This is a genomic window from Dyadobacter sp. HNCC25DJ184 (assembly GCF_056895215.1).
This window is the reverse complement of the sequence record NZ_JBXHAQ010000012.1, coordinates 176,124-190,102: the sequence shown is the minus strand read 5'-3', so window position 1 is coordinate 190,102 and position 13,979 is coordinate 176,124. Positions and strand designations below refer to the sequence as shown.

General features: G+C 41.4%; 16 protein-coding genes. 7 read left to right on the top strand and 9 right to left on the bottom strand.

From position 1 onward, the window contains the following. Nucleotides 1–91 precede the first annotated feature (91 nt). From AC1XUD_RS18555 to AC1XUD_RS18535, 5 genes are all read left to right on the top strand, one after another. Nucleotides 92–1,123, top strand: a complete 1,032-nt coding sequence (locus AC1XUD_RS18555; RefSeq protein ID WP_483362538.1) for a LacI family DNA-binding transcriptional regulator — start codon at nucleotides 92–94, stop codon at nucleotides 1,121–1,123. A gap of 542 nt (nucleotides 1,124–1,665) precedes the next feature. After that, complete coding sequence (locus AC1XUD_RS18550) at nucleotides 1,666–2,460, top strand: HipA family kinase (RefSeq protein ID WP_483362537.1); 795 nt, start codon at nucleotides 1,666–1,668, stop codon at nucleotides 2,458–2,460. Next, complete coding sequence (locus tag AC1XUD_RS18545; protein ID WP_483362536.1) at nucleotides 2,438–2,821, top strand: DUF3037 domain-containing protein; 384 nt, start codon at nucleotides 2,438–2,440, stop codon at nucleotides 2,819–2,821. Before AC1XUD_RS18550 ends, AC1XUD_RS18545 begins: the two co-directional genes overlap by 23 nt. A gap of 175 nt (nucleotides 2,822–2,996) precedes the next feature. Next, nucleotides 2,997–4,418: a phytoene desaturase family protein gene (locus AC1XUD_RS18540; RefSeq protein ID WP_483362535.1), complete on the top strand. Its 1,422-nt coding sequence runs from the start codon at nucleotides 2,997–2,999 to the stop codon at nucleotides 4,416–4,418. Nucleotides 4,419–4,731: 313 nt separating this feature from the next. Further along, entirely contained in the window at nucleotides 4,732–5,208 is a 477-nt protein-coding gene (locus AC1XUD_RS18535) for a BON domain-containing protein (protein ID WP_483362534.1), read from the top strand. A 15-nt stretch (nucleotides 5,209–5,223) separates the two neighbouring features. On the opposite strand, the gene AC1XUD_RS18530 is transcribed toward AC1XUD_RS18535, so the two are convergent. The 8 genes from AC1XUD_RS18530 to AC1XUD_RS18495 form a co-directional block, all read right to left on the bottom strand. Beyond that, nucleotides 5,224–5,616 (bottom strand): VOC family protein, encoded by a 393-nt coding sequence (locus AC1XUD_RS18530; RefSeq protein ID WP_483362533.1) that lies wholly within the window; start codon nucleotides 5,614–5,616, stop codon nucleotides 5,224–5,226. Between the two features lie 128 nt (nucleotides 5,617–5,744). Further along, on the bottom strand, nucleotides 5,745–6,284 hold the full coding sequence (locus tag AC1XUD_RS18525; protein ID WP_483362532.1) for an SRPBCC family protein: 540 nt from the start codon (nucleotides 6,282–6,284) through the stop codon (nucleotides 5,745–5,747). 27 nt (nucleotides 6,285–6,311) lie between these two features. Continuing rightward, nucleotides 6,312–6,737 (bottom strand): VOC family protein, encoded by a 426-nt coding sequence (locus AC1XUD_RS18520; RefSeq protein WP_483362531.1) that lies wholly within the window; start codon nucleotides 6,735–6,737, stop codon nucleotides 6,312–6,314. Nucleotides 6,738–6,849: 112 nt separating this feature from the next. Further along, nucleotides 6,850–7,221: a VOC family protein gene (locus tag AC1XUD_RS18515; protein WP_483362530.1), complete on the bottom strand. Its 372-nt coding sequence runs from the start codon at nucleotides 7,219–7,221 to the stop codon at nucleotides 6,850–6,852. Beyond that, nucleotides 7,218–7,469, bottom strand: coding sequence for a hypothetical protein (locus tag AC1XUD_RS18510; protein WP_483362529.1), 252 nt, complete (start codon nucleotides 7,467–7,469; stop codon nucleotides 7,218–7,220). Before AC1XUD_RS18510 ends, AC1XUD_RS18515 begins: the two co-directional genes overlap by 4 nt. A 42-nt stretch (nucleotides 7,470–7,511) precedes the next feature. Beyond that, nucleotides 7,512–7,889 (bottom strand): DoxX family membrane protein, encoded by a 378-nt coding sequence (locus AC1XUD_RS18505; protein ID WP_483362528.1) that lies wholly within the window; start codon nucleotides 7,887–7,889, stop codon nucleotides 7,512–7,514. Between the two features lie 724 nt (nucleotides 7,890–8,613). Next, complete coding sequence (locus tag AC1XUD_RS18500) at nucleotides 8,614–9,243, bottom strand: LuxR C-terminal-related transcriptional regulator (RefSeq protein WP_483362527.1); 630 nt, start codon at nucleotides 9,241–9,243, stop codon at nucleotides 8,614–8,616. A gap of 841 nt (nucleotides 9,244–10,084) precedes the next feature. Further along, nucleotides 10,085–10,657 carry a YceI family protein gene (locus AC1XUD_RS18495; RefSeq protein WP_483362526.1) on the bottom strand — a complete coding sequence of 191 codons (573 nt, stop codon included), beginning with the start codon at nucleotides 10,655–10,657 and terminating at the stop codon, nucleotides 10,085–10,087. Nucleotides 10,658–11,668: 1,011 nt separating this feature from the next. Between AC1XUD_RS18495 and AC1XUD_RS18490 the strand changes: the two genes are divergently transcribed. Then, the gene (locus AC1XUD_RS18490; protein WP_483362525.1) at nucleotides 11,669–12,511 is read left to right on the top strand and encodes a sulfurtransferase; all 843 of its coding nucleotides are present in this window, start codon (nucleotides 11,669–11,671) and stop codon (nucleotides 12,509–12,511) included. A gap of 607 nt (nucleotides 12,512–13,118) precedes the next feature. Then, nucleotides 13,119–13,340 (top strand): helix-turn-helix domain-containing protein, encoded by a 222-nt coding sequence (locus tag AC1XUD_RS18485; protein WP_483362524.1) that lies wholly within the window; start codon nucleotides 13,119–13,121, stop codon nucleotides 13,338–13,340. A 334-nt stretch (nucleotides 13,341–13,674) separates the two neighbouring features. On the opposite strand, the gene AC1XUD_RS18480 is transcribed toward AC1XUD_RS18485, so the two are convergent. Beyond that, a complete protein-coding gene (locus AC1XUD_RS18480; protein WP_483362523.1) occupies nucleotides 13,675–13,968 on the bottom strand; it encodes a hypothetical protein in 294 nt (97 codons plus the stop codon). Nucleotides 13,969–13,979: the final 11 nt, after the last annotated feature.

Here is a 13,979-nt window from a genome sequence, read left to right as displayed (position 1 = left end):
GTAAATATGTTTATACTGAATGCAAACGTTTGAAAAAATGAGCAAACGTTTGCATTAATGTTTAATTTTTAATGATAATTATCCAAATAACATGCAGCCCTCTCGTCCAGTAACTATAAAGGATATTGCCAAACGTTTTCGATGCTCACCTTCAACCGTATCCAGAGCGCTCAACGATCATCCTGCAATTAATGAAGATACCCGCAAGAATATACAGGAATATGCGAGAGAGGTGGGTTATCAAAAAAACGAAGTTTCGCTCAGTTTACTCAATAAACGGACTGCAACACTCGGCGTCGTGGTTCCTTCGATCAGTAATTATTATGAAACGACGGTAATTGAAGGGTTGCAAATGACATTGCAACCCATCGGATATACGCTTAATATATGTGTAACGAATGAAAGCTATTTGATGGAAAAAGAATACCTGTCAAAGCTTTTGTCTAACCGGACCGAGGGAATATTCCTTTCCATTGCGCAGGAAACGTATGATGCGGGATATTATGAGCATTTAGAAAGTGTAATTCAAAGGAAAATCCCTTTGATATTCATTGACCGTGAATTTGAGGATTTTGAAACAAGCCGCTCATTAGTAGATGATTATCATGGAGCATTCGCCGCTGTGGAACATTTGATTACTATGGGGTACTCCAGTATAGCGCACCTGAAAGGGCCTAATGGGTTGACTGTTTCGGAACAGCGTTTTCAGGGGTATCTGCACTGTCTTAAAAAATACAATATACCGGTTCGCGACGAGTTGATTATCAACACCAATTTCAAAGTGGAAAGTGCAATTGTGCCGACTATGAGATTGCTTGATCTGGCCTCTCCGCCGGATGCCATTTTTGGTGTCAATGATCAGGTTGCGATAGGGGCAATGCGTGTGGTCAAAGATAAAGGGTTACGTATACCCCAGGATGTTGGGTTGGTTGGGTTCGACAATTCGCCGATATCGGCTTATACTTTTCCATCGTTAACTACTGTCAGCAGGCCAGGTCGGAAAATAGGGATGGAAGCCTCGCGTCTTTTCCTGAATCAGGTGAACGGTTCGGGTGATTTTTTGCACGAAAATATTGTGCTGCCTTCGGAGTTGATTATTCGGGAGTCGTCGTTGAGAATTTAGGGGTGAGGGAATAGCATTTAGCTATTAGGGGTTCGCTTTGGGTTTTGTAGGTTCTCAATTATCGCAAGACGGAATTCCATATCAGCATCCCACTCTTGTCCTGCTGACTTGCAGACTACCTATTTATTGGCATCAAATCCGTCGTTTTTTTAGATTGAGATACTTCTACCTAACGCCCCTGAATCTGATATTCCCCTGAAGTTTGCCGATAGTGTTAATTTTGCTTTGACAGCTGGAGGCTAAGCACCTTCATCCAAAAAATTACTCCTACAGATTTAACGAGTGAATTGGGGGATGCTGGCAGAATGATCATTTTTTCAGCAATCTGGATAGTGTATCTATATAGATCGGAAGGTGTGACAAGAACTTTTGTGAACGGATATGATTACGGAAATTGGAATTTGAAACAAATTCCGTCAATGACTATGGAGGTATGGCCAGCGAGCAGGAATAAACATGGATCGTTGCTAATCTCAGTATTTTAAACAACCGGAAATATTTCAAACCACTATATTTGCTGACTTACGACATAATTGAACCGGATGGAGAACGACATACAGTTACGGCGGGTAAAAGTGATCCGGTATGTAACGCCACTGCGGGAAGGTGGTTCGTTACCGGCTATTGTGGATGCTGATGACGATTTTTTATATGTGCTTAAATTCAGAGGAGCAGGGCAGGGAGTGAAGGCATTGATCGCTGAAATTATTGGTGGTGAGCTTGCGAGGGCTGTGGGTTTGAGAATTCCTGAAATGGTTTTCGCAGAGCTCGATGAAGCGTTTGGCCGCACCGAACCTGATGAAGAAATTCAGGATCTATTGCGTGCAAGCGAAGGCCTGAACCTGGGTATGCATTACCTTTCGGGAGCCATCACTTTTGATCCCGTTCTGCATACCGTTGACCCTGAGCTGGCTTCCAAAATTGTATGGCTGGATTGTCTGCTGATGAATGTGGATCGTACCGCCAGAAATACCAATATGCTCATGTGGAACAAGCAGTTGTGGTTGATCGATCACGGGGCTTCCTTATATTTTCACCACTCCTGGGACAATTGGGAGGAGCAATCAAAACGGCCGTTTGGGCAAATTAAAGATCACGTCCTGCTGCCATATGCTTCGAAATTGGAGGAAGTTAATGAGCAGTGCAAGGCATTGATTACAACAAATTTAATCCAATCAATCATTGACATCATACCTGCAGACTGGCTGTCCAGCGATCCGACATTAGACTCCGCAGAGGAGTATCGGGAAATTTATAAGCGGTTTTTGGAAAACCGTCTGTTAGAATTTGATAACATAGTAAAGCAAGCCCAGTATGCAAGAACTACACTTATATGAGTATGCCGTGATCCGGTTCGTACCAAAAGTGGAGCGTGAAGAATTTCTCAATGTAGGGGTGATACTATACTGTGCTTCAAAGGGATTCTTAAAAATTGGTATCGAACTCAATCCTGAAAAACTAGGTGCATTTGCCCCCGGGACGACGACGGAGGACGTGGCGGAATATTTGCTGGCCCTTCGTAATATATGTAACGGCGGAAAAAACGGCGGCCCGATCGGACAGCTCGGCAAAGCGTCGCGGTTCAGATGGATAACGGCCAACCGCAGCACGATCATCCAAACCTCCCGCGCGCATCCTGGGCTGTGTGAAGATCCGGAGATAACATTGGGTGCTTTAATGCAGAAGCTGGTTTTGTAAAAAAGTTGAGCGATTTTTCTGAAAATGAAATACTTGGAGGAAGAATTGATGTAATTTAGTCCACAGGGTCGGAGATCCAATCTTCACAATCTTGATTAAGTATAAGAGAATTTGTCTTCATTAAGCAAAGTGAACCAAATGATCACTGAAACGCCTAAAAGCCAACAGCTTAACTGTGCCAAGATCCAGATATGACACAATAATAGTAGGTGCAGGTCCTAATGGCTTAGCGGCAGCTATCTCTATGCGACAGGCAGGATTGTCGGTGCTGTTGATTGAGGGAAGCGAACAAGCCGGTGGTGGCGTAAGATCCAAGGAGCTAACATTGCCCGGGTTTATTCATGACGTGTGTTCAACGGTATATCCTTTCACTCGACTTTCTCCCTTTTTTAAAAATTTGCCCCTAGCATCTCACGGGTTAAAATTAGTGGATCCAATATTGGCTGCTGCTCATCCCCTCGACGACGGAACCGCAGGAGTATTAGCGCAATCCTTTGACGAGACTATTGAAAGACTGGGCAAAGACGGGAGGGTATATCACCGACTCATGAATGAATGGGTTGATAATATGCCTGATCTTCTTCCTGATGTCCTTTCACATTTCCCGAGCTTCCGTCATCCGCTTGCGTTGGCTTCATTTGGAAGCCGGGCACTTACTTCTGCGACGTATAGTGCAAACAAATTTAGTACTCCGCAAGGCAAAGGATTACTGGCCGGAATGGCCGCGCATTCCATGCAGCCGTTGAATAAAACGCTTACAACCGGCATCGCGATGATGCTGATGGGGGCGGCACATCATGCTAACTGGCCTATCGTTCAAGGGGGGGCACAAAATCTGACGAACGCATTAGTATCTTATTTTCAGGCAATTGGCGGAGAATTGCAAACCGGACATTTTGTTCAGCATATCAAGGATTTACCAGATTCAAAGGCACTACTTCTGGACGTGACCCCACGACAACTCATTCAGATGACCGGTGGTGCGCTGAAAGATTCGTATATCAGAAGACTGCAAAAGTATCGCTACGGCATGGGGGTGTTCAAAGTGGACTGGGCTTTGAGCGAACCGATTCCATTCACCAATTCAGATTGTCGAAAAGCAGGAACAGTTCATGTGGGAAATACTTTTGAGGAAATCGCCAGGTCGGAATTCCAGGCCTTTAATGGCATTCATTCTGAAAAGCCTTTCGTTTTACTTGTGCAACCTACCGTCTTTGACAGTGCCCGGGCACCTGAAAATAAGCATATCGCCTGGGGATATTGTCATGTTCCTGCCGGTTCGGATTTGGATCAGACATCGGCCATTGAAAATCAGATCGAGCGATTTGCGCCCGGCTTCAAAAATATTATACTCGCCCGACATACGATGTCAGCCACGGACATGGAAAGCTATAATCCAAATTATGTGGGTGGGGATATCAATGGCGGGGTTCAAGATATCTGGCAGCATTTTAGCCGACCTGTTCTCAGCTTATCACCATATCGAACTTCTACAAAGGGAATATACCTGTGCTCTTCATCCACACCTCCCGGTGGAGGAGTACATGGAATGTGTGGATACCTAGCATCGCAGCGCGCATTGAAAGATTTATTTTAGTGCTGTAAAAACCTGTTGATACATGTAATAATATTTGTACAAAAATTATTCTTATTTTTAGAAATATCTTGCTAATTTTCTTGCGTATTTATAACTTGTCAAAGATTTAATATTACGCAACAAAATGCGTTTATTAAATATGTAGGTCTCCTGCGTTTTCATCGCACCGCTATCTTTTTTTTGTATCGAGAATACTTTTGCAAACATCTCTTTGTGACTTCTAATCCTGGATAGAATTTGTTCCATGTTCGGATAGAAGGAAAAATACCCGCTAAATGGAGGGATCGGTAATCCGTAATTCAATTACTCTGTTATGAAAACTGAAAAAGAAATTAAGGAATTTATTCGGGCAAGCATTGAAAATGAGCCGGTTTTAAGTGAAGCACTAAAACAGGTGGAAATCAAAGTTGAAGATGAGACGGTAATCCTGATTGGCCGGATGCAAACCCATGAGCAGCATCAGCACCTCATCAATTTTATCTCAGGACTAAAAGATTTCAAGATTTTAACGAATATCACCGTCGAACCGGATATGTCGGAATCTTCTGCTGACGATAATCTTAAGAAGCTCATAACCAGTTCACTTCGCTCCGTTGGGATCGCCATTGAGAATCTGCAGATAAAGGTGAGCAGGAGCCGGGTATATCTTGATGGTAAGGTATACTCCGAAGACGAAAGAACAAGGATTTACAGATTTGTGGAGCGGATTTTTGGAGTACGTGCGATCTGCAATAACCTCACTTTCCCGAGGTCAAATGCCCATTACCAGCATAGGAGGCAGGAAGTGTAGATATATACTGTTAGTTCAGGAAAGTGCGATTTGCCATGACACGCCATATCGGTCGGCTATCCATCCGAACTTTTTGCTGAAAGGGTAGGTATCTAATGGCATAAGTACTTGTCCATCAGTGGATAAGTTTGAATAAAGATGATCCACTTCTTCTTCTGACTTGCATGTAATATAAATTGAAATAGCTGGAGTGAACGAAAACGCGTGTTCCATGGGGCTGTCTATCGCCATATACTCTGTACCGTCCAACACGAAACTTGCATGCATCACAGTGCCCTCGGGTCCTCCTTCGTTCGCTCCATATTTCTTAATATGATTTATTTGAGAGTTATCGAAAAGCGAAACGTATAGATTGATAGCCTCTTCTGCTTTTCCGCTGAACATTAGAAATGCGGTGGTCTTTTGCATGTCAGTTAACTATTTTATTTAAGGGATTAGTTGTAAATACTTAATTGTCAGATTTTTAGGAATTTATTTCAAAGTTAAATCTCAGAAACTCTATAATAGAAGTAGTTTCTGAGATTTTTTTGATGCCTTTATTTCTCAAGATTCATTTTGAGGTTCACCAAACTAGTCTCCAGGTCTTTTCCGAGCATACCTTCCATATCCATAAAGAGAAGCATGACATTCATTGGATAAGCCATAGAGCTTTGAAATGACCAGGTTACTTTCGTTTGATTGGCTCCATTTGCTTCCGTTACAACTTCAGTATATGCCTTCCCTTCAAAAGGTCTGACAAATCGAAGATCCGAAGCGACGCTTTCGCCATCAATAATTTTGGTGATCTCTTGCTCCCCCTCACCGACTTCATCACTTTTGCTGTTCCAGTAGTAAATAAACCCTGGCGTGCCGTCGGTTCCCCTATACTCAATTTTTGCATCAGGATCCCGCATTGCCCAGACATTATACTTCGTCTCATTTTTTAACAATTTCACATAATCGAAAACCTCCTGTTTAGGTTTGGCGATTGTGATGTCGCGATGAAGCGCATAGTCTTTTCTGGAAAAAATTCCGACAACGAGCAACAGGATAATAATGGCTAAAATACCCAGCAATATTCTTTTAACTACCTTCATAACAGTCGTGATATATAATTGCAATAATTAGGCGGGTAAAGTATAATTGATCATCCACTGCACTCCATATTGATCAGCAAAGCTTCCATAAAGTGCGCCCCAAAACATTCTTTCTAACTGCATTTCTACTTTACCTCCTACGGACAATCCATCGAAAAGCTTATGAGCTTCTTCCTCACTGTCTGGAGAAAGACATATATAGAAATTGTTCCCGAATGTGAGCTTGAATCCCATGGAATCGGGGGCGTCTGTTCCCATTAACAAACTTCCACCACCTATGGGTAATGCTACGTGCATGATCATGTCTTTGTTTTCGGCTGGAGTACTTTCGTCCCCTGGTATGTCTCCGAATCTTTGCAAAGCAGCAAACTCACCGCCAAATATGGATTTGTAAAAATTGAAAGCTTCTTCCCTGTTTCCGTTAAAGTTTAGATAGGGATTCGCCGTTGCCATGGTAATTTGATGATTAGTCGTTAAAATTTATTGATAGTAATTGGTATTCATTAGTTCGATCGGTATTAACAAAATTGGGTAACGCAGGACTATATATTCCTGCTATAAATCATTAACCTCGTTCCTGATAGATACCGAGGATATTTCCAGCAGGATCCTTGAACTTTACAGTAATTTCCCCGGCTTCTAAATCCAATTTTCCCATCATCTCTCCTCCATTTTTTTTCACCAATTCAATAGTTTCAGCGGCATTGTCCACCATAATATGAATCGTTAAGTTTTCACCATCATGCGGCTTGCGATTCAAGACCCAGGTTCCGCTTACTTCTCCCACACCGTCGTCAAAGGCAACCTCTCCGTCTCCACGTCGACGGATACGCCAGTTGAAAACTGATTCATAGAAGGCCGCGGAAAGCGAAACATCTATAGCCGGAATTTCGAGATAGCAAATCTTTCCGTTACCATATGTCGGTTCTTTGCTCATTGTAAAAATTGATGTAAAAATGATAACTCATTGTCTGTTAAAACATGAACGTCATACCCCAAACTTTCCAGCAGCATCACAATAAATGCGTTGTCTAAGTCACCTTTCTCTGACTCGACCCGCAATATCTTGTCACAATCTTCGAGATCGAAATTTACAAGGTAGGTGGGATATCGATTAACTATTAGCGAGATAACGAATCTTGCCTGTACTTGGTTTTCGACATTTGTCTTGAATACTTCAATCATCCCGCGGCTTGTTTAGAAAATGCACGAATAAGATCTGAGCTACTATTTTGCGCGAAACAGTGGCGCGTATTTATCCCGATTGACATAGGCAAGGAATAAATTACCCAATAACAGAAATATGGCGACGGGAAGCCCTTCGGGCGACAAAAAAGCATGGAACATGAAGATATTCAATACGATTGGAAAGATGATTACCGTTACCAGCGGCAAAAAAAAGCCTGTAATCAATAATATGCCACATATCAATTCAATGATTTTTAGCATGGGCATGAAGTACCCCGATGCTGCTATACCTTCGTTAAATTCTTTAACTGCGCCGTGCAACTCCGGCTGTGGCACGAGATGAAATAAGACTACGATGGCAGAAGCGGCAAAAAGAAAACCCATCAGACATCTTACTATGATAATCGCTATTCTCATGACTATTAGATATTTAGTTAAGTTTTTACGAAACAGGAGTATTTTTTGATACGATACTCAGACAATTTGAACAGAAGATTCCGGACAATAAAATCAAAAAATTTTCATAAGGTAAAGCTTTGTCATGCCATATACTATTTCCGGTCACGTCACAAAATTAGGCGGATATATTAACTATATGGGATGCTGTACAAGACAATGATGGGGGGCGAATGTGCCATAAGTCAAGCCCGCTGATGTTATAACTGATCGCTGAAGGGCAAAGTCTGGCGAAAAAAGCAAAGGCTCGCAGACGGCGGAAAGTAATAAATGGATTGCGACAAATGCGAAAGGAATTCATTCGAATTTTACACACAAGCGGCATGGAGATATTGACCCGGGATCGTTGATATCATGCGTTTGATTGCGAGACAAGTGGATACCAAAATTCCAAAAAAGTGAGTTGGAGCGACGGAGTTCCTCTGGCCGGAATCTGTTAAAAAGAAAATGGCAAGCTAAATATTCATCGACCACTTCGAAAAAGATGATACAGTGAAGAATTGGCTTACCACTTCTTATAATTTTAAAGAAAACGGGCACGACTATTATCTGATGGGCTAAGTGCCTGTTAAGGATTAATGAGCATCGGCCGCCCTCTCCATATTGAAATCGGGATTTTATAAAGTTGTAATCGAGCGTTATTGTAATATTGTTGACATATGGATCATGGAGTAGTGTAAAGGGCTTACTTTTTCATTTTCTCAGCCAACTCAATGACGTTCTGAACCTTCATTTTTGCCAGGATACTACGTTTAACGGCACTTACTGTACTGTTATGAATGCCAAGACCATTGGCAATTTCGAAAATACGGCTTCCTTTGATCAGTCCATCCAAAACGTCACGTTCACGTGAGGTCAAATGAACGGCACCGGTTAAAGGTTGTGATTCACGGCCTGTGATCAGATCGTTCATAAGCTTTTGACGTAGCTCAGGACTTAGGTATTTTTCCCTTCTCAGTATAGCCTGAATGGCCTCTGTAAAGTTTTCGATTCTCGCAATTTTCGACAGATATCCATCTGCCCCCGCTCTGATAATAGGCAAGCCGGCATCATTTTCATCTTTGTGCGAAAACACAAGAATAACGGTTTGCGGATACCGTTCCCTGATTTTCTGAATATTTAAAACAGGATCCTCTGTAGCATTGTTAGAGGCTTCAATAATCACAAGGTCAAATTTGCTTGATGAAGGTAGAGCAAAGATTTCCGATGGTTGTTCCGTTTCGACAATACTAGCGTTTGGAAAGGCCTTATTCAACATTAAGGTCAATCCGTAACGAACAACGGGAAAAGGTTCACAAATTAGAACGGTGGTCATAGATTTATCAAATGTATACAGCTTGTTTCCATAATCGCAACGCATAGGTGCTTTTCAAGATCAAAGCTAGTTGTTATTGTTAATTAGAATCTTAATATTTTTATGGTGGTTTTCGATATGGCTGTAATTTAAGAAAACTGACATCACGCCACCCTGCAAGGTATCATCTAGTGTCAAAATTATTGTTTATGACATATTTGAACATCGTCTCTTCTTGGCTAAATGCAAATACTGCGATCGGGATCAGCAAGCATTGAGGCGTTGACCAATTACGCGACCGCCAATAAACTGAAAGGCTTCTTTTGGAGTACATTGTTTGTTGATGTAAATTGATTAAGTGAATGTGAAACCTAGAACTATTTTAAATTAAAATCTTACAGTTCGCTGTCGAAAACGTTTATGCCCCAACCGCTTTCGTGCGGAATTAAGCTCAACATTGTTGATACGATAGTGCCTTTATGAGGGTTGGTTTAGTTGAGCTAGCAGTTCATTTGCCGTCATTTGTAGTATTTGACGCCAAAATCTCCTTACCTTTTTCCACAGGGAAGAACCCCGAATTTCATAACGCTAGCTGATCACGTAACAACTTTTGAAATAGTCAATTACGCAATGCCTGTTCAGACTTTTGCCTGCAAGATTAGCAGTTTCCGCGATATATGAAACACTTTTAGAAACATTTTGTTTTTTTTATGTAAATTTTTAGTTCATAATACTACTATTATCATTAGACTCCTCAAATTATATTGTCAAGTATGTTTGAGGTCATCGACCTGCATATGAGCATTTCCTGTACCTTGGATAATACATTTATGTGTTAAGGCATTGGCAATAGCTTTTTACTTCATTTAGTCGCAACGACGCTTAGATTGACAATCAAATCATCTGACATTGTCATACTCTTTCCTCCCACTTTAAAGTCCCTCCGGTTAAGCGGCACCGATGCGGTGAATAAAAATCCGTTGCCTTGCCGCAAGCCTTTGAACTCAAACTGAATCACCTTACTCACTCCCCTGATCGATAAGTTTCCCGTCATTTGAAATATCCCCTGGGCATTAGAACTAATCTTCGATGAGCTGAAATGAATAGACGGATATTTGTCAATGTCAAAATACTGATCATCCTTCAAGTGCTTGTCTCTCAGATTGTTGTCTGTGTCCAGAGACTTTGTGGGAATATCAATTTCAAATTTAGAAGCGGCAGGATTCTCAGGAAAAAATTCGATACTCCCACTAATGTCCCGAAAATACCCCGTTGTGTTAATTCCCAGATTTTTAATTGTAAAAGAAATTTTAGATTCCTTCGCATTAGGTTTAAGTTCTTGCGCATTAGCTGATAGTGTTGCAACTCCAATCAGTGAAATGGCGGCCCCCCAAAAAAAAACAAAGACTTTACACTTGCTTATGTTGACTCTCATTATCTCGTGTTTAACCATTTTGGGAATATAAGATTTCCAATTTGGTTATTAACCAGTTGCCCCCCAGTTTTTTAAATTCAGGAGTGGAATCCTGACATCTACGGCAACATGGACCTTTGAAATCTAGCCATTGCAACACAAATCCACAATATTCCGTGTATCCTGTTTCATGCATCAACGGCTGATGCTATACAACTTCCTCAATTCCAGTTCTGTGAATAATCTTCATGGCTTTATTTCAGGTATTAACTTCCAGTTCAATCCGCTATAATTGTACCAATAACTGCTACATTAAAATTCTTCAAAAATGTGAGTGTCTGTCGCATTTATTTGATTGATGTATTAAATCAATTCATTCAATAAAATTAGAACCTCATGTATAAATCGCTCATTGATGGCTCACATATCATGCCTACGAGTTAGTCTAAAAATTTCCTTCTCAATTTTCAATGTCCAAAGTTTAGTGCTGAGGTTCAATGAGACCTGAAAATTACACAACCGATTAATTTAAGATGCCACATCAACTAGTAAACCTCTACAAATCCTTCGTGCAAGCAATGTACGAAATAGTTGTGATTTCATTGTAGTTTTGTTTGTAAAACTATCTAATTAAAAAAGTTATAATTTAGTTGTACTTAAAAAGCTAAATAAAGTACTAAATGTTAGATGCAATAAATTGTGATTGGTAACAATTTTCGTGACAGGATTTGGACTGAATTTCTTGTTAAATGTTGATATACAGTGATATGTGACTTACGAATATGGTTGTAGTTACAAACGGTTGTCTTTCAAAGCTGCCGAATTAGTTTTGTAGCCGCTGCGGGATAGCGAACATTTGATGTCGAAACCGGGAGGGCTTGGTTTGGAGTTTTTCTTTAAAGGTTTGAAAGATGGTTTTGGAACCTTTTTTCGAGTAACAGGCAGGGTTGGAGTTCAGTCTCCTTGAAAACTCTCAATTTTATACATAGTATTGTATCCATCACAGGTTTCAAATCAGACGACTTCAATTATATGAGCATCATACAACTAAGGCAGGCACTGGATCTGGCCACCAAGGGGGACACAGTTATTATTGACGCGCGCGGCGGTTCGGATGCACTCTCACGCTTCGAAAACGGGCATTTGGATGGAGCACTTTTTGTGGATTTGGAAACGGATCTATCTGATAAGAGTATATCCGCTGACGCCGGAGGGCGGCACCCATTGCCATCAGTGCAGGAATTTGGAAGACTTTTGGGTTCGTTGGGTATTAAGCCTGATACCGCTGTCCTTATATATGATGACAAAAAGGGGGCGATGGCAGCGGCGCGTTTTTGGTGGATGCTGAGGGCGGTCGGCCATGATAAGGCTTTTGTGATTAGCGGGGGACTTGATGCACTTGTTGCTGCGGAAATACCTTTATCGACGGATACATTGACTCTGGTTTCCGAAACGGAGGACTATCCGGTAACGGAATGGATCTGGCCGACTGTTACGTCTGACCAGGTGGCGGCTGCGGCTGCTAGTGAAGATTATGTGGTAATTGACGTTCGAGAAAATTTCCGTTATCGCGGCGAAAGCGAACCGATTGATCTGATCGCAGGCCATATTCCTGGCGCGATAAATATTCCTTATATTGAAAATATGGGCAGCGACGGTCAGTTTCTCAGTGCAGAAGAATTAGCTCAGAAGTATGGAACGGCATTACAGGATAAGAATCCATCCAATATAATTGTTCACTGTGGTTCGGGTGTTACCGCTTGTCATACATTATTGGCATTGGAAGAAGCAGGAATTTCAGGTGCTTCCTTATATGTAGGCTCGTGGAGCGAGTGGTCCAGAAGTGACCGGCCGATTGCAAAAGACAATCTGTAACAAGAATTTGCTGTTCAGACCCAGGTTAAATCAAAAGTGTATTGAACTTGCGTAATGGCACGAGGAGAGAAGATTTACATTCAAGGTCAATCTTTCCATTTTCGTGCCTTTATCGTTACTCATTTTTTAAAAGATAAAAGACAAAATTTATTGTGGTTTTGATTGTTTACAAAGCTGCGATTCATTCGCAGTATTTTATAGACAATCTTTTATTTGTACCCGAACATCTTCACTTTTGGTGAGAAGCTGTTGTCTGATAACAGCGTACCATGTATGTCGCTGATTTGAGGCGAGTTCGTAAAAATTCGTAGCGTGACGATAGAAAAACAAATAGTGTCCGATAGTGTTTTCCACCTCTCATAAAGTTCTGCGAATGCCAGAAAACCATCACTTCAAGCTAGAATTCAATGCGCTGTTTAATAGCGCTTCGCTAGGAATCATTATCGCGAATTAAAATGGTGAAATTATACTGGCGAAACCTTTTCAACTCTCTCAATTTTGTTATGAGAGATCAGAGCTGAAAAGATTTATTTTAATTCTCACGAGCAATGACAATGAAAAAGAAGACAAGTTACTGGCCATCGCAGATAGTTCACTGGAGAAGAATGTGACGGATAGTCTTGTCGCGTTGTATAAGAAATACAGTCCTGATAAAAGTGACGGTTACTCGATTGATCTTTCGAGGAATGACCTGGCTTCAATTGCCCATGTGGTGAAGGAATGGGTAATTAGTACATTGAGCGATCTTAAAGATGAAAACCTGATCGATATTAAGGGTGGTCAAATTCACACCCTTGATTATGCTAAGCTTGAAAAAATGTACAATTAGCCCCGTTTTAAATCTGAAATCTATTGGATTTTAGGCTTACCTGGCCTTAGCACTCAATAGAAAACGTAGGAAACGTAGTGAGTAAATACGTGTCATTTGGTTGCCTGTAATATGACATTTGGGATGCCAGAATGACGATCCCACTTGTACGCAATCTTTTCATTCAATTTTTAAGAAAGAATTTACCGAAAATTCACTGCCATAAGATCTCTTTGCAAAAAGAACCAGCGACTGGCCCATTCCCCGAGCCTTGGGAGCTTGCAGATAATGGTCCCGATACCGGACATGATTCGCCACATAACGCCGGGGAATGAGTGTTTCTATGCGCTTCCAATCAGATCCTGGTCATTATAGCAAAAAGCTCCTTCGCCTTTGGATTTACCACCACGATTGCAGGTGATTTATCGACCACGACGATTCCCTCGGTGGTATGTTTAAACAGGGCGTCCAGCATTGCGATATGCCGTCTAATTAACTCTTTCTGAGTCAGTAAGTCGCTAAACATAGCAATATACTTTAAAAGTAGGTCGGACAAGTCGATAGTGGCGTGGAGATCCAAGGCTAACTCGATCTTCGTAGTAATATCATTTTCGACAGGCTTGGCTTCGGCGGTAGTGTTATTGACCACCGGACTGATTA